Here is a 21,157-nt window from a genome sequence, read left to right on the forward strand (position 1 = left end):
CGGGCCGATTCCATGAGTGGGTCAGCGCTCGGGCGGTCGCGTGAACGGTCCCCGGGCACGGCCGACCTGTAAGGAGTCGACGTGGCCGACAAGACCAGCCGAGCCCCGATCATCGAAAGCGCAGCCCCGGCCCCGGCCGCGACCCTGAGCGCATGGTTCGCGCACAGCCGGCTCGCCCCCGAGCGGGCCTGCCGGGAGTGGGCGGAATCCGGTGTGGCGCTGTTGCCGCTCGGCGGCCGGTTCGATGCGGTCCGCCTTCCCGAGGCGCTTGTGCAGGCGGCCGTCGGTGTCACCGCTCCGCAGGCGGTCGCCACTCGCCTCGCCTGGCTCATCGCAGGGCCTGTCGTCTACGACGGCCGCACGTTGGGCGGCAGCTACTACGCATTGATGAAGCCGTGCCGCGGCCGGGTGTGGAAGCACCAGGACTACGCACCGCGGCTGAGCCGCGGAACCTACCTCGGCGTGCCGAGGCTCGACCGCACGGAGCCGCCCGGCCCGTACTGGATCGTGCGACCGCGCTTCGAGGGCGACCTGTGCGAGCCCGCCACCGTGGCGGCCGTCATCGGCCTCGGGCAGAGCGCGGACGACGGAGACCCGGTGACGAGCGGGCCGCCCTCGGCCCCAACAGCTCGCCGCCGTGTGGAGCTCGTCTACCAGAGCTACCTGGCACATCTGGATCACTGTCCCGCATGCCAGACAGAGACAGGCGCATGCGCTGACGGGGAACGGATGAGGCGTGCACTGCGGGCCGTACGAAGGGCCGGCCCACCCGCGTAGACAACAAAGAACCCCCGGGTCCATGACCTGGGGGTTCGGCAGAGCGGGTGACGAGAATCGAACTCGCACTCTCAGCTTGGGAAGCTCGGGTTTTCTAGGGGGAGTTGGGCGTCTGACTGCGGGGGAGTGGCCTGACGACCCTCGACGCCGACGGTCCGTTGCCCCGCCGTTCCCCGCCCAACCTGGCACGGATCTGGCACGGTCTCGTGCAACCGGCTTCGACGGTACCTCTTCTTGCCCTGGGTCTTGCCGGGGATCTTGATGACCTGCGTTTTCTCTGCTCAGGGGCGGTGGGATCGTCCGCTTGGTGGTCGTCGTCGGTCGTCATTGGCTGCTGTTGAGCGACCTCGGACGGCCCACGGACGGCCCAGCATCCCCGCGCTCAGGTGACGGCCGACGGCCTCAACAAGCCTCGACTGGACGTCAGTCCACGACAGTTAGCACCGGCCATGCCTACAGCCCTATGGATCATGTCTGAGGGCATCGGTCACAGGGGCTCGGCGTTCGCCCAGCGCTTCAGGAATGCGGCGCCATCCTTCGTCAAGGCGAGTGCCACTGTTTCTGACTGCCTCAGCCCTGGCCACAGCTCTGTAGTCTCTATCAGCCCATCTTCAAGCAGGTTCGCAATCATCCACCACATGGCTTGGTGTATCTGAATGCCGCCGAATTGGGTAAATTGCGGTCTTATTCCCGCATGTGAAATGAATTCATGCTGCCGATTGCTCCCCTCGCCCGCCTCGGTCAACATCTGCCACTTTCGCAGGAATGTCTTCAAAAGTTGACGCTCGGTTTCGGTATACCGTTGATTCAGGATTTCCAGGTTTGCCTTATATTGCCGCATTGACAATCGGTCGATATCGCCACTGTCGTATCGCGTGTGACAAGTCGGGCAGAGTGGGATCAAGTTGCCGAATGTATGTTCCTTGACCTTTGCCCAGGGCGTGATGTGCGCTAGTTCAACGGGAGTCTGCCGACATGTGGGGATGGCGCATCGGTGGCCAGCCTCAACAAGCACGGCCCGCTTCAGAGCGGCTGGGATATCTGGTCGGTCCTGAGCCATGCCTGAGACCATACGCAAGTGCCGGTTCTGGAGCGCTTGCATGGGAGTCTGTGCAGATCTGGATCTGGGTTGAACCGCCACTTGAGGCGCAATTGTGGAGCGGTCGGTGAGGACCAGCGAGAGGGCATCACATGTCAGCCGACCACCGCATTAGGAGTTCGATCTTCCCTCGACGTGAGCGGGGCGTTCTTCGCGCTCCGGTGCCGCAAGAATCTGGTGCGTGTTGCCACTGTGCGGGGCCGTGGATGTCAACCGAACAGCTCCGGCACGGGGCAGACGGTGGCCGGCTCATCCGGCCTGGTCGGCCCAGCGCCACCAGACGTGGTCGCCAGCACACCTCCAGAGTGCCCGACAGACCCGCCGACCGTCATCCTCGCACCGCGAGAGCATCAGGCCGCAGGACTTCATCGTCTCGCCGCAGTTGGGGGAGGCTGGCGAGTCGTTGGCCATGCAGTGCACTTTAGTGGGCGACTGCTTCGTCCCGATGCGACTTGGGTGGCCGTCTGGCCTTGGGGTTGGTGTGCGTCTCACCTGTGTGGAGGGGACAAGCCCGTTCGAGCCGGGCCAGGTGAGCTGACACCTACCACGCGGTCCGGTGCGGGGTTCGTCAGGCACAGCCCTTCTTGATGGCCAGGATTGACTGAAAGCCTACCTTTGCGCCTTCCAGCCCGTACGGTTGGCTCATGGGAGAGGTTGATGACATCTTCGCAGGCACCCCGTACTTGATTTCCGCCGATGAGACTGCGATTTCTCGTTTCAGAATCGTCGAAGAAAAGGCAACCCGCTCACGGGAGAAGTCGATTGCCGTGCAGGAGCGCATCGCGCTCGAAGGGCAAGAGATGTTCGAGCCCTATGTCCGCGCAATCAGGACTCGAATCGTCGCGGAGAGTAATCGCATCGAAGGCTATGACTGGACTTACGGACAGGTCAACGAAGTAGCTCTCACGTACAGGGAACTTCTGCAGGGGCCTGTGGGTTCCTTGATGCAGGCGGTTAGGCAAGATCCGAAAGTCTACGAGGCGCTCGGGCTTTATAAGGCACACGAAATCGCAGATGAATGGGCGCGCGGCTCTGTGAGGCCGCGTGAGTTTGAGATGCGCTCGCTGCATGAGCTAATCGCTAGCGGGGAATCGTATGCCGGCCGGTATAAGGAGGTAGAAAATGAAATCGGCGGCACCAAACATCGCACCTCTGCTCCCTGGGAAGTTCCCATTCATATGCGTCAGCTCTCCGACTGGTGGCAGCAATGCGACGTGAATCCGGCCTTGGAGGCTACAGTTGTTCACGCCTGGCTCACACATATTCATCCATTCGAGGATGGAAACGGCCGAATGGCTCGCCTACTTGCGAATATGTCCTTGGCGCGGAACGGATTCCCGCCTCTTTTGGTGCGTTCGGGAGTAGACCGCGGACAGTATTATGACGCTCTGGCGCGAAGCGACGAGGGTGACATGTTGCCGCTCTACGACTTGTTTGTTCTCGTGCTGAATCGCACGGTTCGGCTCATGTCGCGCCCGGACTACGTCCGGGAAATCGTTAAGGACCGCCTGTTGTCCACCGTGAGAGACAGGTTTGATCTCTGGAAGATCCTTCCAGATCAGTTTTTCAAGGCGCTGTCGGATGCATTCAGGGCCCGAGGATGGTCCATACTGCTGCAAGGGAACCCGGACTTGAGCTCGTATGCCTTGCTGGAGGATCTTGACTCTGAGGGTAATTCTTGGTTTGGGAAGGTGCTAGATGGAGACCGGGCGCCAAAGTGGCTCCTTTGGTACGGATTTAAGAGCGAGGTCCTGCGTGACCTTGATGGTTCGGCGAAACGGTATCCGTCAATTTTTCTTTCTGTGCGAGACGACAATCCCGAGGCTGTTCACCCATATCGCCCGCTGCGATTTAATGAAGGGCCCGTGGAAGAGATTGTCTTGCGGCCTATGGAGGCTGATACAGTTTTGCTTCGTCGAGGCTACGACATAGAGGAAAAAAGCATTTCGGAAGCAGCGAGAATCTTGACAGGTGAGCTCGCGTCTTAAGATTCGCTTGGCGACCCAGGGAATCCATCACTTGACGGGTCGGCTACTCAGGCAGAGGTGCTGGGGTCATCAGTTTGGGAAGCTCGGGTGATCTAGCGGGAGATGGGCTGCCTGGACCTGGCCCGACGGCCCGTTGCCCTGCGGTTCCCCGCTCAACCTGGCACGGTTCTGGTACCGCCCTGCGCCGTTAGGCAACCGACCCTAAGGGGACGGAAGAGGCCGGAGCGCTCGGACTACTGTCACGGCGTGTTCTCTAGCGGCGGTTGCCTCTTGCAGGGTTGGTGTGTGGCCCGCGTGTGCCGCACGGTTCCTGACATTAGCGAGTTCCTGCGAGATCCTACTCTTGGAAACTCCTGGGTCTCCGCCAAGTTTGGTGCATAGCGCGTGCAAGTTCGTTACTCCGTTAACATCCTTGATCATTTCGTCAATGAAACCCTGCCCTAGGCCATTGGCGGAGAGGCTGTCAGCGATGTAGGAAGCCAGAGCCACTTCCGCTGCTGTTGCGGCATCGATAACCGCTCGGCGCAAATTCTTTCCGAGTTGCGCGTCGACGGCAGACAGTAGGAGTTGGTGCTCGGTGGGAAGACGGTCTCCGCGAGATGCGCGACGTAGAATGTTGGCCAACTGTGTTCGAGTGAGTGGATTTTTTTCGATAAAGACGGTTCTCATTAGTGTGCCGCCGCCCGTCAGGTAATTCTCACCCATGGCGATGTGAACCGCCGAGTTATGCGAGTCGTCGAAATTCCCTAGAGGAACCGCGCACCAGGCTGCCGCCCACTCTTGGACTGTCGTGAACCAGGCCCAAAAGGATTCATTGAGGGATTGAAACTCCTCTGAGTCGTGCATTTTCTCGTGCGGGTGCAGGAGAAGCGAAATAGAGACCGTCGAAATATGGCAAGATCGTCCAGAGGTTTTGTATCCCCATCGACCTTTGAATGCCCGCAAGAGTTGGGAGGGGGGCGGCCTTCCGTTGCCATCCGTCGTCGGGTGCAACATTCCATCGTCTCCAAGGACTGGGAACGTCATGGTCACCTTGTGACCGCCGATTGTTACGGGCACAATCAGGCCCAACGCATCCATAGCTACAGGCAAGGCCCAGGGGAAGGAAGCGGTCCCCCAGTATCTACGGCGTCGCGACATGTGCCCCATCATCCTCGCGGTTTGGCGTTCACGCGAGAACTTCCCCAGTGTCCAGAGGATCCGGACAGGGCTCCCTCAACCCACTGCTCTCCCCTGCTCCCATCCCGTCCGCCGTCGACCCACACACCGTGGAGCGACCATGACCCGGTGCGCGAGTGCGCTGACCATCCCCAGTCCCCACCCGTGTACGGCGTCGTCGTCCGTATGCTCGACCTTGCCTGCGCGGAGGTCTACCGCCGCGACACCTTCCACCTGATCACGTCCGGCCTGCGCGGCGGCAAGGGCGTCCCCGAACGCGTCGCCGCTCACCCCCGCGTGTTCGCCACCTTCACCGCCCCCGGCTTCGGCCCCGTCCACAACCGCCCCACCGGCCCGGCCCGCACGGTCCGCCCCTGCCGCTGCGGCATCCTCCACGGCCAGGACGACCCCGCCCTCGGCACACCCCTCGACCCCGACACCTACGACTACGAGGCAGCAGTCCTCTGGAACGCTCACGCGGGCCTGCTCTGGCGGCGCTTCTCGATCTACCTCCGCCGCGAGGTCGCCAAGCGCGCCGGCCTCACCCAACGCGCCCTCCGCGTCTACGCCCGCGTGTCCTTCGCCAAGGTCGCCGAGTACCAGAAACGCGGTGCGGTCCACTTCCACGCGGTCATCCGCATCGACGGCCCGGCGGCGGCGACACCCCGCCCCGGCCTGGGCAACCCCTGAGCTGCTGACCGACGCCATCGGAGCCGCCGCGACCGCCGCCCGCGTGGATGGCCCGGTCATCGACAACCGCGCGCACGCCTTTACCTTCGGCCGCCAACTCGACGTACGCACCATCCGATCCGCCGACTTCGAGGGCGGCCAGGAGCTCACTGAGCGGGCCGTCGCAGCGTACATCGCCAAGTACGCGACCAAGGGCGCGGAGACTGCCACGGGCGCGCTGGACCGGCCCCTCAAGTTTCTCGCCGAACTCGCCCAGCTCGACATCAGCGACCACGCCCGCCGCATGATCCGTACCGCGTGGACCCTAGGTGCACGCAAGGAACTGGAAGAACTCCGGCTCCGGTCCTGGGCCCACATGCTCGGCTTCCGCGGCCACTTCTCCACCAAGTCCCGCCGCTACTCCGTGACTCTTGGCGCACTCCGCGACGCCCGAGCCGAATGGCGCCGAGCCCAAGCCGTCACCGACGACCAGGCGGCCCCGGACTCGACCCTCGTCCTCGCCCACTGGGTCTACGCCGGAACCGGCCTCACCGACGCCGAAGCCTGGCTTGCCGAAACCCTCGAACCCGCCCCCGGAACCGAAGGGGAGCCCACCTATGGCTGAGCGTCATCTCTCCGTCGTCCAGGTCGCCGAGTTGCTCGGCACGACGGCTCGCTTCCCGCGTCGGCTCATCGAGGAGCGGTGCATCCAGTAGGTTAAGGTCGGCCGCCACGTGCGCATCCCGGAAAGCCTGGTCGAGGAGTTCATCACCTCCCACACCGTCGAGCCGATCAAGCGCTCCCGTGCTCGCTACGGGAGGGCTGCCTGATGGCGAACAGCAGGGGGAGGCGTCGCCGCTTCGGCGCGATTCGGCGGCTGCCGTCCGGCCGCTACCAGGCGCGGTACCCGGGGCCGGACGGCGTAATGCGCCCGGCGCCGTTCACCTTCGGGACGACCGCCGACGCTGACGACTGGCTGGCCGAGAAGCAGACCGAGATCCGCAGAGGTGACTGGCGGGACCCGGAGGCCGGAGCAGTCAATCTCCGCGCGTACGCCGACAAGTGAGGAACGCGAACTCAGCGTGCTCACACGCGACCTGTACCGGTACCTCTTGGACCACCACATCCTGCCGACCTTCGGTGATGACGACCTCGACGAGATCACCGCGCCCCGCGTCCGCACCTGGCGCACCGAGCGTCTCCGCACCGGCGCCAAGACGGCGACCGCCAAGGCGTACCGCCTCCTCAAGGCCATCATGGAGACCGCCGTCGGTGACGACCTGATCCGTCGCAACCCGTGCCGCATCAAGGGTGCGGGTGCCGAGAAGGCACAGGAACGGCCCACGGCCACCGTCGCGCAGGTCGATGCCCTCGCCGAAGCGGTCGGGATGCGGTGGCGTCTCATGGTCTACCTCGGGGCCTACGGCCCGACCCGGCCCGAAGAATGACCGGGCTCCGGTGCCGGGACGTCGACCTCGACGCTCTGCGCATCACGGTGCGGACCGCCGAGCCGGAGAGGACGAACGGGCGACGTGCTCCCGGCGACACCAAGTCGGACGCCGGTACCCGCACGATCTACCTGCCCACGTTCCTGGAGCGTGAGGTTCGCTGGCACATGGAGTCGTTCGCCGAGGAAGGACCGAACGGGCTCGTCGTCGTCGGTGATCGGGGAGCGCCCTTCCGCCGGAGCACCTTCGGCAAGTACTGGCGCAGGGTGCGCACGGTCGCCGGTCTGCCAGGCAACTTTCGGTTCTACGATCTCCGCCACACCGGGCACACCCTGTCCACCCGATCCGGTGCGACCCTGAAGGACACGATGGTCCGCGCCGGCCAGTCGTCCGAGAAGGCCGCGATGATCTACCAGCACTCCGAGGAGGAGCGTCAGCAAGAGGTCGCGGGCATGCTCGACCGGACCGTCCGGGAGGCCCGCCGCTCCATGGCACGGAAGTCGGATGATCAAGCATCTGGCACGGAAGTGGCACGCGACGAGTGAGAGAAGGCGGACAGCAGAAAGGCCCGGGTCTATGACCTGGGCCTTCTTCGTGGAGCGGGTGACGAGAATCGAACTCGCACTCTCAGCTTGGGAAGCTGATGTTCTACCACTAAACTACACCCGCGAAAGACGCCGTCCCGAAGATGCTTCGAAGCGGTGTCGTACCGTCGCACACTGTACCTCATCCCGGGCTCCCGGCGCTCTCGCCGTGGGGCCCGAGTGGTGTTCGGGAGGGGGATGCGCCGTGCGACGGGAGGGAGTTGGGGCGTACCGTGGAATGTGGTCGCGCCGCCTGGAGGGCCGTCCCTTTCATACCGTAATGTGGGCGTTCGTCGTCGGCTCGGAGGCGAGCGAGAGACGAGTGAGTACGGGTACGTACGAGCTCACCTACGACTGGGGAAGGGACTCTCAGACTTGATGGAGCGCACCGTCGTCCGATGTGCCGAAGGGCACGTGTTCAGCACCGCTTCGTTCCCGATGCAGCAGGCGGACCGGCTCGGTCCCGGCCGGCTCATCCGGTGCCCGCGCTGTGCCCGGCTCCGGCACGCCGTGCCGGTGACCCTGCAGAAGCAGTAGTGGGTAGTGGAGCGCGTGGGTCCTGTCCGATTGGGGAGGGCCCGCGCGCTCTGCGTATCCTCGGTGCGTGCTTCTCTCAGACAAGGACATCCGGGCCGAGATCGACTCCGGACGGGTACGGATCGACCCGTACGACGAATCCATGGTGCAGCCCTCGAGCATCGATGTGCGGCTGGACCGCTACTTCCGGGTGTTCGAGAATCACCGCTACCCCCACATCGACCCCTCCGTCGAGCAGGCCGATCTGACGCGGCTCGTGGAGCCCGAGGGCGACGAGCCGTTCATCCTGCACCCGGGTGAGTTCGTGCTCGCGTCGACGTATGAGGTCGTCAGCCTCCCTGATGATCTCGCCAGTCGTCTCGAGGGCAAGTCCAGCCTCGGGCGGCTCGGGCTCGTCACGCACTCCACCGCCGGGTTCATCGACCCCGGGTTCAGCGGGCACGTGACCCTGGAGCTGTCGAATCTGGCGACCCTGCCGATCAAGCTGTGGCCGGGGATGAAGATCGGGCAGCTCTGTCTTTTCCGGCTGACCTCGTCCGCCGAGGAGCCCTACGGCTCGGCGCGGTACGGGTCGCGTTATCAGGGGCAGCGCGGGCCCACCGCCTCCCGTTCCTTCCTCAACTTCCATCGGACCCAGGTGTGAGCAGCGGTATGAGTGACGTGCGTGACGAGCGCGAGAACCTTACGTACGACAAGTTCGGCGGTGCTGTGCGGGAGCTCGCGCAGACCATCGCCGACGACGGGTACCAGCCCGACATCATCATCTCCATCGCCCGCGGTGGCGTCTTCGTCGCGGGCGGGCTCGCGTACGCGCTCGACTGCAAGAACATCCACCTCGTGAACGTGGAGTTCTACACCGGGGTCGGGACGACCCTGGAAATGCCCGTCATGCTTGCGCCCGTTCCCAACGTCATCGACTTCACCGACAAGAAGGTGCTCATCGCCGATGACGTCGCCGACACCGGGAAGACGCTGAAGCTCGTCCACGACTTCTGCCTCGACCACGTGGCCGAGGTGCGGTCCGCCGTCATCTATGAGAAGTCGCACTCCCTCGTGAAGTGCGAGTACGTGTGGAAGCGGACCGACGAGTGGATCAACTTCCCGTGGAGCGTCGAGCCGCCCGTCGTGCAGCGCGCCGGGCAGGTTCTTGACGCCTGACGGGCGGCTCCTGCCTGGTGTGCATGGCGTTAGTGAGTGAGTAGGGCCCGGGGACTTGTCGTCCCCGGGCCCTTTTCGCTTACGTACGGCTCATACGGCACGTACGTACTAGAACGTGCCCAGCTTGATGATCGACAGGATCGCCAGCAGCTGGATCGTGGACGCGCCCAGCGCCTTCGGCCACGGCAGGTCGTGGGACTTGCTGACCATCGTCGTGAGCAGCGCGCCCGCCGCGAGCCAGGTCGCCCAGCCGAGCAGCTGGACGAAGGGCTGGCCGCCGCCGAGGAACATCGCCACGATCACGCGCGGCGCGTCCGTCAGCGACATGATCAGCATGGAGAGGCCGACCGTCGGCTGCCAAGCGCCGTCGCCGCCGAGCTGGCGGGCGAGCGTGTGCGTGACCACGCCCAGGATGAAGGCGCTGATGGTGATCGCGATGCCGGTGGTGAGGACGAAGGGCACCGCGGACGACAGCGTGGCGTTGATCGCGTCGTCGCGGGCGTCGTCGAAGCCGAAGATCGCGAGCAGGCCGTAGAGGAACGTGACGACGAGGGCGGGGCCCCACATCGCGTAGTCCCGCATGTGGAGGAAGGTGGGGCCGGGGCGCAGCACGATGCCGCGCAGCAGCTCCTTCCAGTGCAGGCGCGGGCCGAGGACCGGGGCGGGCGCCTGGCCGGCGCGGTAGGTGTCGCCCTGGGTGTAGGGGTCCTCGCCGATGGAGAAGGCCTGGGTGTGTCCGGGGTTGTTGGCCGCGTACGGGTCGTATCCACCCGGCTGAGCGCCGTGGCCGCCGCCCTGAGGGGCGTAACCGCCGGGCTGGGGGCCGCGGCCGTGGCCGGGTCCGTGTCCCTGGCCGTGGTCGTCGGGGCCACCGAAGTACTCCGGCTCGCCGTGGTTGCCGCTGCCGGCCCCGGCGTGGGGCCACTGCTGGCCGCCACCGCCGTACGGCCTGCCGCCCCCGCCGTACTGCTGCGGGGGTTGCGAGGGCTGCGGGCGCTGCGGGGTCGACGGCGCGGGTGGGTAGCCGTACGGCTGTTGGCCGCCCTGGGGGGCCTGCTGTCCGTACGGCTGCTGCCGCGGTTGTTGTTGCGGTCGCGCGGCGCGGTTGTCCCGGCCGCGTCCGATCCTGAATCCAGCCACGAATCGAACGTACCTGGTCTTCGGGGGTCGGGTCGTCCCTCCCCGGGAGGAGACGGGCTTTGCGGCCGACCTGTGACAACCCTTAGGGGAACCCTGAAGGGTCAGGGTTCCCCTAGGTCAGAGTTTCCCTACGGTCAGGGTCCGTCAGCGGCCGAGCACCGCTCCGTACGCGTAAGGGTGCGAAGACGCGGGCAGCCCGATGGAGTTGGGCGTGATGGCCCTGCTGCCCTCGGTGCCGCCGCCGGGCAGCTCCCAGACGCCGCCCGCGGAGGCGTTCTCGCCGGGGGCCGCCACGGACAGGTCGGGGCGGCCGTCGCCGTCGTGGTCGGCGGCGGCGAGGTTCGCGCCGAAGGTGTCGCCCTTCTCGGCCGCGCCCGGGATGCCGGGGGTGTTCTGCTGGTACGCGACCGCGCCGGCCGCCGAGCCGTCCGCGTTCAGGATGCCCTTCGCGCCGCCCTTCAGGACGGTGACGCTGCCCGCGCGGGCAGCGCTGCCGATGGCCTCGCCGGGGGCGCCCGCGATCAGGTCGTCCTTGCCGTCGCCGTCGAGGTCCGTGGCGACGAGGGCGTTGCCGAAGTCGTCACCCGTTTCGGCGACGCCGGGGACGCCGGGGGTGTCCTGGTTGAGGGTCTGGCCCTTCCAGACGAGGCCGGTGCCGTCCCCGTAGTGGATGTGGATGCCGCCGCCCTTGGCGATCTCCTCGGGGCCGCACGGGTCGTCGATGTTCTCGTCGGCGATCTCACGGCAGTTGCCGAGGGCGAGGTCGTCGCGGCCGTCGCCGTTGAAGTCCCCGGTGGCGAGGGCGTTCGCTGCGCTGTTGTCGCTGCTCCACGTCAGGAAGAACGCGTACTCGCCCGGGCTGTAGTCGTACAGCTGGACGTGGGACTGGGTGTGGGGCTGGTTCTGCGTGTAGTACGCGACGGCCAGCTCGGGGCGGCCGTCGGAGTTGAAGTCGCCGGTCGTCATGACGGGGGCGCGGCCGCCCATGGGCCTGGACATGAGGGGCTGGGTGTGGTCGGTGAGCGGGTGGGCGTTGTAGACCACCTGGTCCTTGCCGCCGATCGCCAGGTCGACGTCCGTGTCGCCGGTGAAGTCGGCGGTCGTCAGGGATTTCCCGTAGGCGTCGCCGGCTTTCGCGCCGCGGGCGGCGGTGTTGGCCTCGGAGAAGCCGTCGCCGGCGCCGTACAGGACGGTGGCGGAGCCCGCGTCCGATTTGGCGTCGATGTCCTCGCCGGGGGCGCCGATGACGAGGTCGGCGTACGGGTCGTCGTCTATGTACGCGGTGGTGACCGCGCCGCCGAAGCGGTCACCGGCCTCCGGGGTGCCGGGCACCTCGACGGTGGCCTGCGTGATGCGGCGTACGCCGTTCGTGCCCGGGCCGTCCTCGCCGCCGAAGACGACGCTCACGTAGCCGGCCTTCGCCTTGCCGCCGACGGTGCCGCTGGGCACGCCGACGGCGAGGTCGGCGAATCCGTCGCCGTTGAAGTCGCCGGCAAGGGGGGTGGGTTCGGCGTGCGCGGCCGTCGTGAGGGGGAGGGTGAGGCCGGTGGCGGCGAGGGCGGTGGCCGCGGCCAGGGCGAGGGTGCGTGTGCGCACGGGGGCTCCAACTGTTGGTTCGTCAGGGCGGCTTGGCCGCTATGGAGGGAGGGGTGGGGCCGGGCCCGCGGAGGGAGGTGGTGCGGGCCCGGCGAAGAGGAGATGGGCTGGTCCGTCAGTCGGCGAAGTTTGCGCCGAGGCGTGGCGTGCCGGTCGCCGAGATGCCGACCGTCGATGTGTAGACGCCCGCAGAGCCGGTGAGGGAGCCGTCGCTCTTGCTGGTCAGGGGGTAGAACGCGCCGTTCGCCCCGTTCTCGCCGTACGCGCCGACCATGACGTCGCCCCGTCCGTCGCCGTTCAGGTCGTCGACGTGGATGTCCGCGCCGAAGTAGTCCCTCTCCTCATTGGAGTTGGGGACGCCCGGCGTGTTCTGGTCGAGGAAGACCGCGCCCTCCGTGGAGAGGCCCGAGCCGTCCTTCTTGCCGTAGATGACGGTGGCCGAGCCCGCGTCCACGACGCCGTCGAGGTTCTCGCCCGGCGCTCCCACGACCAGGTCGAGGTTGCCGTCGCCGTTGATGTCGCCGAGGTCGAGCTCGCCGCCGAAGACGTCGCCCTTCTCGCCGGTGCCCGGTACGCCCGCCGTGTCCTGGGTGAAGATCTGAGTGTCGCCGTACGGGCCGTTGGCGGCGCCGTGCACCACGTACACCGAGCCACCCTTGTGCGAGCCGGCGATCTCGTCGTCCCACTCCAGGCCGATGACGATGTCGCCGTAGCCGTCGCCGTCCGTGTCGCCGACGTCGGTGATGATGCCGCCGGGCAGCCGCTGCTGGCCGGTGGTCTTGAGGCCGTCGGCGGTGCCGGGCACCCACAGGTTGGCGTTGTAGCCGTCGGCGGTGGAGTAGCCGTCGACGATGAGGTCTTCCCGGTCGTCGCCGTTCACGTCGCCGGAGTGCAGGTTGAAGGGGCCCGCGCCCTCGCCGCTGTGGATGGCGGGCTTGACCGTGTAGCGGCCGTCGCCGGTGCCGCTCCTGCGGGAGATGTCGCCGTTGATGACGTCGATGGTGGCGGCGCCCGACCGGGCGCCGATGGCGAGGTCGGTGGCGCCGTCGCCGTCGAAGTCACCGGCCTCGATGGGCCCGCCGAAGTAGTCGTGGCCGCCCGGGCGGGGGTCCTTCACCGTCGTACCGCCGGAGAGGCCGTGCGCGGAGCCCCACAGGATCTGTGCGGTGCCGCCGTCCTTGTCGCTGCCGACGTCCTCGCCGGGGGCGCCGACCGCGAGGTCGTCGTAGCCGTCGCGGTCGAAGTCGCCGTACGCGGTGTCGTAGCCGAAGGTGTCGCCCGTCTCGGCGGAGCCGGGGACGCCCGCGCTGTTCTGGCTGAAGGTCTTGTGGCGCAGCGTGCTTCCGCCGTACGTGACGGTGACCTGGCCGGCGCTGTTCTTCCCGCCGACGCTGGCGCCGGGCGCGGAGGTGGCGAGGTCCGCGACGCCGTCGCCGTTGAAGTCCGCCTCGTGCGAGGGCAGCGGGTCCGCGGGCGCGGCCGACGCGGTGGTGGCCGTGACGGCGAGCAGCCCGCCCGTCAGCGCGGCCGCGGTGGCCGTCGCTGCGGCGAGGCGCGTGCGTCTGGAATGGGCGGTGGTGGAGGTGCGCTTGTGCTTGGCCATGCGGTACTCCTGCGGCAGGCGGGGATGCCTGGCGGGCATCCGCGGTCGATGGGGGCCGGGGCGGGCGTGTTCACCGGGCGTTGGCCCTGGCGTCATGCCGTGATCGGCTAAGGGGAGACCTGCGGTGGGGCACAAGGGTTGTATGGGGGGCGGGAGTTGGGGGTGTATGGCGGGGTTCGGGGGAGTTGGGCCCGGGACGGGCTGGACCTCCGGGATCCAGCCCGTCCGCGTCCGGGTTACCGCCCGAGAACCATCCCGTACTCCCGCGCCCCCGCGAGCCCCAGCTTGCCCGGCGTCACCGACGTGACCGCCGGGTTCGGGCCGTCCTTGGGGGTCGGGGCGTACCAGACGCCGCCCTTCTGCCCGTCCTCGCCGGGCGCGCCGACCGCGACGTCCGGGTAGGAGTCGCCGTTGTAGTCGCCGGCCGCGACGGCCGCGCCGAGGTGGTCGTCGGCCTCCGCCGTGCCCGCCACGCCGGCGGAGTTCTGGCTGAAGGCGGGGCCGGAGAGGTCACCGCCGGTGCCGGCCGAGGCGAGGACCCAGTACGTACCGGCGTTCTTCGCCGTGCCGACGGCCTCTGCGTCGGCGCCGACGATCAGCTCGTCGATGCCGTCCCGGTCGAGGTTGCCGACCGCGAGCTGCGCGCCGAAGTTGTCGCCGGTCTCGGCGGTGCCGCCGACCTGCGGGCTGTTCTGGGAGGTGCAGGAGGAGCCGCCGTCGCCGAGCTTGCCGCCCTGCTTGCCGTAGATGACGGCTATGGAGCCGCCGAGGATGTCCTCGCAGTAGGTGCCCTCGGCCTCGGGGTTCGGCCGCATGTTGCCGACGGCGAGGTCCGCGGAGCCGTCCCCGTCGAAGTCGCCGGTGGCGAGTGCGGTGTCGGAGCTGTCGGCCGTGTGCCAGGTCTCCTTCCACTCGCCGGAGGCGCGGCTCTGCACGGTCGTGCCGCTGACCTCCATGCCGTGGTACGAGATGGCGAGGTCGTCGCCGCCGTCGCCGTCGAAGTCACCGGCGGCCAGGGCGGACGGGCCCGCGAAGTGCCAGCCCGTGACCCGGGAGACCTCGGCGGGCGAGCCCGTGGTGAAGGGGCCCGGCCGCGTCACGACGGCGTCGGACTCGTCGAAGTGCGAGTTGAGGGCGATGTCCTTGTCGCCGTCCTTGTCGAAGTCGCCGGTGGCGAGGATCGAGCCGTATCTGGCGCTGTCGATGCCGCCGTTGGCGGCGGTGAAGCCGCCCTTGAAGCCGCTCGCGGAGCCCCAGACGACCGCGACGGTGCCGGCGGCCGCGCCGGCGGTGGTCGCCTCTCCGGGCGCGCCGACGACCAGGTCGCTGTAGCCGTCGCCGTTCATGTCGTTCGAGTCGACGGCGTAGCCGAACTTGTCGCCGGCCTCGGCGGTGCCGGGCACACCGGTCGTGGCCTGGCTGACGGTGGCCGAGCCGTGCTTGCCGAGGCCGGAGGCGCCGCCCCAGACGACGTTGACGTACCCGGCCTTGGCCTGGCCGCCGACGGTCGCGCTCGGCACGCCGACGGCGAGGTCGACGTAGCCGTCGCCGTTGTAGTCGGCGCGGATCTTGGAGGGGGCGGTGGGCGCGGCGGGGGCGGCGGCGAGGGCGTTGCCCGCGGTCAGGCCGGTGACGCCGAGGGCGGTGGCGGCGCAGAGGGCGCCGGCCGCGAGGAGCTTGTTGCGCGTGTTCTTGCGCGCGGTCTTTCGCACGTACGAGGACATGGAGAGGTCTCTCATCAGTTGAGGGTGTGCATGAGTGGAGGCCGGGCGGGAGCCCAGGGGGTGGCCTGGCGGGAGGGGGGTCAGCGCACGGTGCGGCTGAGGCCGGCTCCGGTGCGGCCGACCCCGACCCCGACCCCGACCCCGAAGCCGGTGCCGATGTCCTCGCCGGTGGTGCCGGCCAGGCTTCTTACGCGCACGTGGGACTCCCGGAGCCTCTGGAAACCTTTGGGTATTGCTTGCGGGAGTGTGACTTCTGAGGGGTACGAAGGGTTGTGCGAAGGGAGTGGTGGGGTGGCTGTCGGATGACCTCCCGGCGGCTCGGCACCTTCGGTGGGCCGGTGACGTTGATACGCGCCGGGGCCGTCCGGTGTTTTCCGGAGTGTGGCGCCTCCGGGCCGGCAGTAAAGGGCGCTCCCTGCGGTCGCGTCGGCTACGCCGATTCCGCTCCGCTCCACCCTTGACTCCCGCCCCTCCACCGCACGTTGACCTTGACCCGGACGGCCAGGGGTGGGGCCGACGGAAACTCGGGGTGGGTTCATCGGCTTCGCTGCCGGGTGCAGACCGGCCCAGCGTATGTAGCCGTCACCGTCAGGGGGCGGCCATGCCCGGCTTCGCCGGCGGGGTCACCACCTTTCACCGCCGGGTGCGGACCGGCCCAACGTGGGCGCGGGCCACGGTCACACCTCGGCCGCCCGCACGGCCAGGCTGGTCGGGTCATCGACTTTCGCTGCCGGGTGCGGACCGGTCCAACGTGTGTGGCTGTCACTGGCGGAGCTCTGCCGGGCACGCGGCGGCCGGTCGGGGACCTACTTTGGAAAAGTTGTGAATGGGCGGGCCGCGCGCCCCCCTGCCGCACCCCGCGCGCCGTCGTGGAGGGTTGTTTAGTGCGGGGTGTGGAGGGTTCGGGAAGCGGCGGGACGGCCCAGCAGGGGCGCATTTGCCATTCGAGGGGGGCGTGCGGTGCACGCATTCGCAACTTGGCGAAAGTAGGTCCCCGGGTGGGGCCTCTCCCTCCCGGCTTGGGGGCGCATTGCTCGTCAAGGAGGGGGCGCGCGGTCTCCGTATTCACAACTTTGTGGAAGTAGGTCCCCAGGGAGCGGGTTGTCTCTCCCGGCCTGGGGGCGCGTTGCCTGGGTAGAGGGCGTGCGGCGCAGGCATTCGCAACTTGGCGAAAGTAGGTGCCGGGTGGGGGCCTCTCCTTCCCGGGGACGGGGCGCGTTGCCCGCGAAGGGGGGGGCGCGGCCTAACCATTCGCAACTTCGTGAGAGTAGGTCCCCGGGTCCTGTCCCTCCTCGTCTAAGGCGGCGCATTGCCTATGAAGGAGGGGCGCGCGGGCCCTCCATTCGCAACTTCTTGAAAGTAGGTGACCGGCTGCCCCGGCTGGCCGGGTGGCGGGCCCTGGGTCTCGGGGCTGGCAGTGCATCGACCGGGACGGGCGCCCACGATGAGCCGGTCCGCACCCGGCCGGGCGAGCCGATGATCCGAGCAGCGAGGCCGAGGTCGAGGCCGGGTGTGTGGGCGTTGAGGGCGGCGCGCGGGGTGTGGCAGGGGGCGCGCGGGCTGCCCATTCACAACTTTGCGAAAGTAGGTGCCCGACCGGGCGGCCCGTTCGTCCCGCGCGACGCTCCCACCATGACGAGCCCACCATGTTGGGCTGGTCCGCACTCGGTGGTGAGAGCCGATGACCCGAGCGGCGAAGCCGGGGGCAGGCAGCCGTGCTGCGACCGTGACGGCCACACGCGTTGGACCGGTCCGCACCCGGCAGCGAGAGTTGATGACCCGACCAGCCTGGCCGTGCGGGCGGCCGAGGTGTGACCGTGGCCCGCGCCCACGTTGGGCCGGTCCGCACCCGGCGGTGAAAGGTGGTGACCCCGCCGGCGAAGCCGGGCATGGCCGCCCCCTGACGGTGACGGCTACATACGCTGGGCCGGTCTGCACCCGGCAGCGAAGCCGATGAACCCACCCCGAGTTTCCGTCGGCCCCACCCCTGGCCGTCCGGGTCAAGGTCAACGTGCGGTGGAGGGGCGGGAGTCAAGGGTGGAGCGGAGCGGAATCGGCGTAGCCGACGCGACCGCAGGGAGCGCCCTTTACTGCCGGCCCGGAGGCGCCACACTCCGGAAAACACCGGGCGGCCCCGGTGACCGTCAACGTCACCGGCCCACCGAAGCCTCCGGCTTCGCAGAGAGAATCTCCCGCGCCTGCTCCGCCGCCCGGACGATGCTCTCGGAGACGAAGTCCACGAAACGGGCGACGTTTTCGAGGCGGGCGCCCGCCGGGGTGTCGGGGCCGAGGACGGTGACACCCTGCCGCGCCGTCTCGACGAGCTGGGCGTGGGCCCGCGCGCTGGCGATCATCGACTGGTACCAGACGTCGTTGTCGACGACATAGCGCTCGCGGCGGCGTTCGTCCCGCTCCCGGCGAATGAGGCCCTGGCTGTCGAGGAACGCCACCGCCTTCGAGATCGACGCCGGACTGACCTGCAGGTGCTGGACGAGTTCGGACGCGGTGAGGCTGCCCGCGTCGCTGACGGAGACGGCGACCAGTACCCGAGCCGTCATCTTCGGCAGGCCCGACTGCATGAAGACGGTGGCCAGCAACTCCTCGTACTCACGCACCGCCTCACCATCACGCCCATCGGCCTGCGGAGCGGCCTGCCGAGACGCCTGCGGCCCCCGGGGCGCGGCCTGCCTGCGCCGGTGGGCGCGGTGTTCGGTGGCGCGGTGGGCCAGGTCGGCGCGGTAGCCGGTGGGGCCGCCATTGCGCATGACCTCGCGCGTGATCGTCGACGTGGGGCGGTCCAGGCGCCTGGCGATCTCCGCGTAGGCGAGCTCGTCGGCCAGTCCCGACGCGATCTGGCGGCGTTCCTGCTGGGTGAGTCTGCCTCCCGGCATCACGGTCTCCTCGCGCTCGCACTCATCTCAGGTGTTGCCATCTTAGCGTTCAATTCCACCTCATTGCAACGAGTCGGTGTGCCTCCGTTGCCTTGAATTCCCGGCCGTTGCAACGAAATGGTGGTTGTGACCTGTGCAAAGAGGAGTCGAGTGCAATGAAAGTGTTGCTGCATCTCGAAACGCAACGTAGCTTTTCCCTCATCGGAAACACCGCGCCCCACCCACCAACCGGGGCCCAACCCCAGGAGCACACCATGCAGAAGTTCGCCACCCCCGCCCCCATCTCCGCCGTCCTCGACATCCCCGCCGGCCGCATCCAGTTCATCGCCGCCGACCGCGCCGACACCGCGGTCGAGGTCCGGCCCGCCGACGCCTCGAACGGCAAGGACGTCAAGGCGGCGGAGCGGATCGTCGTCGAGTACGGCGACGGCGACGGCGTCCTGCGGATCGCGGCCGCCGAGCCGAAGAACCGCCTCCTCGGCAACGGCTCCGGAGCCGTCGAGATCACCGTCAAGCTGCCCGCCGGGTCCAAGGTCGAGGCCAAGGCGGCCGCCGGTGAGCTGCGCGGTGTCGGGCGGCTCGGTGACGTCGTCTTCGAGGCCGCACAGGGCTCGGTCAAGCTCGACGAGGCCGCGGACGCCGTCCTCTCCCTGATGGCCGGGGACGTCTCGGTCGGCCGTCTCACCGGGTCCGCGAAGGTCGGCGTCCAGAAGGGCGCGATCCGCGTCGCCGAAGCGGTGCGCGGCACCGTCGACCTCCGTACCGAAGCCGGGGACATCTCGGTCGGCGTCGCCCGCGGCGTCTCCGCCTCCCTGGACGCCGGCACCACCTACGGCCGGATCCACAACGCGCTGATGAACGCCGAGGGCCCCGACGCCGGCCTGTCCATCCGCGCGACCACCTCCTACGGCGACATCACCGCCCGCAGCCTCTGAACAGCAACACGCGCCACCCAAAGCCGGCACCCAAAGCCCCTGAAGGAGCAGCCACCATGACGGACGACCTGGCCATCGCGGCGTACGGGTTGCGCAAGGCGTACGGGGACAAGACCGTCCTCGACGGCATCGACCTGACCGTGCCGACAGGCAGTGTCTTCTCCCTGCTCGGCCCCAACGGCGCCGGCAAGACCACCGCCGTCAAGATCCTGTCCACCCTCATCACCGCCGACAGCGGCCAGGTCCACATCGCCGGACACGACATCGCCACCGACCCCCAGGCCGTACGCGCCGCCATCGGCGTCACCGGGCAGTTCTCCGCCGTCGACGGCCTCATCACCGGCGAGGAGAACATGCTCCTCATGGCCGACCTGCACCACCTCCCCAAGCAGCAAGGGCGGCAGATTGCCGCCGAACTGCTGGAGCGCTTCGATCTCGTCGAAGCCGCCCGCAAGCCCGCCGCCAGCTACTCCGGCGGCATGAAGCGCCGCCTCGACATCGCCATGACCCTGGTCGGCAGCCCGCGCATCATCTTCCTCGACGAACCCACCACCGGCCTCGACCCGCGCTCCCGGCACACCATGTGGCAGATCATCCGCGGCCTCGTCGCCGACGGCGTCACCGTCTTCCTCACCACCCAGTACCTGGAAGAAGCCGACCAACTCGCCGACCGCATCGCCGTCCTGAACAACGGCACCCTCGCCGCCCAAGGCAGCGCCGAGGAACTCAAGCAGCTCGTCCCCGGCGGACACGTCCGGCTGCGCTTCAGCGACCCCGCCGCCCACCGAGCCGCCGCCCACACCCTGCACGACGCCACCCGCGACGACGAAGCACTCGCCCTGCACCTCCCCAGCGACGGCAGTCAACGCGCCCTGCGCACCCTCCTCGATCGCCTCGACTCCGCCGGCATCGAAGCCGATCACCTCACCATCCACACCCCCGACCTCGACGACGTCTTCTTCGCCCTCACCGGCAACCCCGCACTCGCCGACCAGAACCTGGAGGGCACACGATGACTTCCTTCTCCCTCGCCCTGCGCGACTCGTCCACGATGCTGCGCCGCAACCTCCTGCACGCCCGCCGCTACCCCTCCCTCACCCTGAACCTGCTCCTCACCCCGGTCATGCTGTTGCTGCTCTTCGTCTACATATTCGGCGACGCGATGAGTTCGGGCATCGCAGAGGGCGTCGGCGGCATCGGCGGCCCGGACCGCTCCGCGTACATCGCGTACGTCGTCCCCGGTCTGCTCCTGATGACCATCGGCAGCACCGTCATCGGAACGGCGGTCTCCGTCTGCAACGACATGACCGAGGGCATCATCGCCCGCTTCCGCACGATGGCCATCCACCGCCCGTCGGTGCTCATCGGGCATGTCGTCGGCAGCGTGCTGCAGGCGATCGCGAGCGTGGTCCTCGTCGGCGCCATCGGCGTGGCGATCGGCTTCCGGTCCACCGACGCGTCCGCTCTCGAATGGCTGGCCGCGTTCGGGCTGATCGTGCTCTTCGCGACCGCTCTCACCTGGATCGCGGTCGGCATGGGCCTGGTCAGCCCGAACGCCGAGGCCGCCGGCAACAACGCGATGCCGCTGATCCTGCTGCCGCTCCTCTCCAGCGCCTTCACCCCGGTCGACTCGATGCCCGGCTGGTTCCAGCCGATCGCCGAGTACCAGCCGTTCACCCCCGCCATCGAGACCCTGCGCGGCCTGCTGCTCGGCAGCGAGATCGGCCACAACGGATGGCTCGCCGTCGGCTGGTGCCTGGGGCTCGCGGTGCTCGGCTACTTCTGGTCGACGTCGAAGTTCAACCGTGACCCGAAGTAGGTCGTACGTAACGCGAACAGGCGCTAACGCG

Annotated in this window: 13 protein-coding genes, 1 tRNA gene and 3 pseudogenes; 10 read left to right on the plus strand and 7 right to left on the minus strand. The window is 68.2% G+C overall.

The window, feature by feature from the left end; translation table 11 throughout:
• Positions 1-81 precede the first annotated feature (81 nt).
• Positions 82-777, plus strand: a complete 696-nt coding sequence (locus ACZ56E_RS31560) for a hypothetical protein (RefSeq protein ID WP_471219377.1) — start codon at positions 82-84, stop codon at positions 775-777.
• A 487-nt stretch (positions 778-1,264) separates the two neighbouring features.
• Here ACZ56E_RS31560 and ACZ56E_RS31565 read toward each other — a convergent pair whose 3' ends face one another.
• On the minus strand, positions 1,265-1,837 hold the full coding sequence (locus ACZ56E_RS31565; protein ID WP_471219379.1) for an HNH endonuclease: 573 nt from the start codon (positions 1,835-1,837) through the stop codon (positions 1,265-1,267).
• A 683-nt stretch (positions 1,838-2,520) separates the two neighbouring features.
• Between ACZ56E_RS31565 and ACZ56E_RS31570 the strand changes: the two genes are divergently transcribed.
• The 4 genes and pseudogenes from ACZ56E_RS31570 (at position 2,521) to ACZ56E_RS31585 (ending at position 7,684) form a co-directional block, all read left to right on the plus strand.
• The gene (locus ACZ56E_RS31570; RefSeq protein WP_471219380.1) at positions 2,521-3,864 is read left to right on the plus strand and encodes a Fic family protein; all 1,344 of its coding nucleotides are present in this window, start codon (positions 2,521-2,523) and stop codon (positions 3,862-3,864) included.
• 1,344 nt (positions 3,865-5,208) lie between these two features.
• A pseudogene (locus ACZ56E_RS31575) lies at positions 5,209-6,316 on the plus strand (replication initiator).
• Positions 6,309-6,521: pseudogene (locus ACZ56E_RS31580) on the plus strand (excisionase family DNA-binding protein). The pseudogenes ACZ56E_RS31575 and ACZ56E_RS31580 overlap by 8 nt, the downstream one beginning before the upstream one ends.
• Positions 6,521-7,684: pseudogene (locus ACZ56E_RS31585) on the plus strand (tyrosine-type recombinase/integrase). Before ACZ56E_RS31580 ends, ACZ56E_RS31585 begins: the two co-directional pseudogenes overlap by 1 nt.
• 50 nt (positions 7,685-7,734) lie before the next feature.
• Here ACZ56E_RS31585 and ACZ56E_RS31590 read toward each other — a convergent pair.
• Positions 7,735-7,808: transfer RNA gene (locus ACZ56E_RS31590), tRNA-Gly, on the minus strand.
• Positions 7,809-8,327: 519 nt separating this feature from the next.
• On the opposite strand from ACZ56E_RS31590, the gene dcd reads away from it, so the two are divergent.
• Both dcd and ACZ56E_RS31600 read left to right on the plus strand, forming a co-directional pair.
• Positions 8,328-8,903 (plus strand): dCTP deaminase, encoded by a 576-nt coding sequence (gene dcd / locus ACZ56E_RS31595; protein ID WP_030788950.1) that lies wholly within the window; start codon positions 8,328-8,330, stop codon positions 8,901-8,903.
• 8 nt (positions 8,904-8,911) lie between these two features.
• A complete protein-coding gene (locus ACZ56E_RS31600; RefSeq protein ID WP_471219382.1) occupies positions 8,912-9,418 on the plus strand; it encodes a phosphoribosyltransferase in 507 nt (168 codons plus the stop codon).
• A gap of 108 nt (positions 9,419-9,526) precedes the next feature.
• On the opposite strand, the gene ACZ56E_RS31605 is transcribed toward ACZ56E_RS31600, so the two are convergent.
• The 5 genes from ACZ56E_RS31605 to ACZ56E_RS31625 form a co-directional block, all read right to left on the minus strand.
• Positions 9,527-10,558, minus strand: coding sequence for a Yip1 family protein (locus ACZ56E_RS31605; RefSeq protein ID WP_471219384.1), 1,032 nt, complete (start codon positions 10,556-10,558; stop codon positions 9,527-9,529).
• 144 nt (positions 10,559-10,702) lie between these two features.
• Positions 10,703-12,154, minus strand: coding sequence for an FG-GAP-like repeat-containing protein (locus tag ACZ56E_RS31610; protein WP_471219386.1), 1,452 nt, complete (start codon positions 12,152-12,154; stop codon positions 10,703-10,705).
• 115 nt (positions 12,155-12,269) lie between these two features.
• Positions 12,270-13,757, minus strand: a complete 1,488-nt coding sequence (locus ACZ56E_RS31615) for a VCBS repeat-containing protein (RefSeq protein WP_471219388.1) — start codon at positions 13,755-13,757, stop codon at positions 12,270-12,272.
• Between the two features lie 236 nt (positions 13,758-13,993).
• Positions 13,994-15,496, minus strand: coding sequence for an FG-GAP repeat protein (locus tag ACZ56E_RS31620; RefSeq protein ID WP_471219390.1), 1,503 nt, complete (start codon positions 15,494-15,496; stop codon positions 13,994-13,996).
• 2,135 nt (positions 15,497-17,631) lie between these two features.
• Complete coding sequence (locus tag ACZ56E_RS31625; protein WP_471219392.1) at positions 17,632-18,372, minus strand: helix-turn-helix domain-containing protein; 741 nt, start codon at positions 18,370-18,372, stop codon at positions 17,632-17,634.
• Positions 18,373-18,626: 254 nt separating this feature from the next.
• Between ACZ56E_RS31625 and ACZ56E_RS31630 the strand changes: the two genes are divergently transcribed.
• From ACZ56E_RS31630 to ACZ56E_RS31640, 3 genes are read left to right on the plus strand one after another with little or no spacing between them, the layout of a single operon-like run.
• Positions 18,627-19,307 carry a DUF4097 family beta strand repeat-containing protein gene (locus ACZ56E_RS31630; protein WP_471219394.1) on the plus strand — a complete coding sequence of 227 codons (681 nt, stop codon included), beginning with the start codon at positions 18,627-18,629 and terminating at the stop codon, positions 19,305-19,307.
• Between the two features lie 56 nt (positions 19,308-19,363).
• Positions 19,364-20,323 carry an ATP-binding cassette domain-containing protein gene (locus ACZ56E_RS31635; protein ID WP_471219396.1) on the plus strand — a complete coding sequence of 320 codons (960 nt, stop codon included), beginning with the start codon at positions 19,364-19,366 and terminating at the stop codon, positions 20,321-20,323.
• On the plus strand, positions 20,320-21,126 hold the full coding sequence (locus tag ACZ56E_RS31640; RefSeq protein WP_471219400.1) for an ABC transporter permease: 807 nt from the start codon (positions 20,320-20,322) through the stop codon (positions 21,124-21,126). Before ACZ56E_RS31635 ends, ACZ56E_RS31640 begins: the two co-directional genes overlap by 4 nt.
• Positions 21,127-21,157 lie beyond the last annotated feature (31 nt).

This window comes from Streptomyces sp. NPDC039480 (assembly GCF_055597165.1).

Excerpts from the sequence above, each read along its gene's own strand:
- ACZ56E_RS31565 (WP_471219379.1), bottom strand. The coding sequence starts at position 1,837 with ATGGCTCAGGACCGACCAGATATCCCAGCCGCTCTGAAGCGGGCCGTG.
- ACZ56E_RS31570 (WP_471219380.1), top strand. The coding sequence starts at position 2,521 with ATGGGAGAGGTTGATGACATCTTCGCAGGCACCCCGTACTTGATTTCC.
- ACZ56E_RS31600 (WP_471219382.1), top strand. The coding sequence starts at position 8,912 with ATGAGTGACGTGCGTGACGAGCGCGAGAACCTTACGTACGACAAGTTC.
- ACZ56E_RS31615 (WP_471219388.1), bottom strand. The coding sequence starts at position 13,757 with ATGGCCAAGCACAAGCGCACCTCCACCACCGCCCATTCCAGACGCACG.
- ACZ56E_RS31620 (WP_471219390.1), bottom strand. The coding sequence starts at position 15,496 with ATGAGAGACCTCTCCATGTCCTCGTACGTGCGAAAGACCGCGCGCAAG.
- ACZ56E_RS31625 (WP_471219392.1), bottom strand. The coding sequence starts at position 18,372 with ATGCCGGGAGGCAGACTCACCCAGCAGGAACGCCGCCAGATCGCGTCG.
- ACZ56E_RS31630 (WP_471219394.1), top strand. The coding sequence starts at position 18,627 with ATGCAGAAGTTCGCCACCCCCGCCCCCATCTCCGCCGTCCTCGACATC.
- ACZ56E_RS31635 (WP_471219396.1), top strand. The coding sequence starts at position 19,364 with ATGACGGACGACCTGGCCATCGCGGCGTACGGGTTGCGCAAGGCGTAC.
- ACZ56E_RS31640 (WP_471219400.1), top strand. The coding sequence starts at position 20,320 with ATGACTTCCTTCTCCCTCGCCCTGCGCGACTCGTCCACGATGCTGCGC.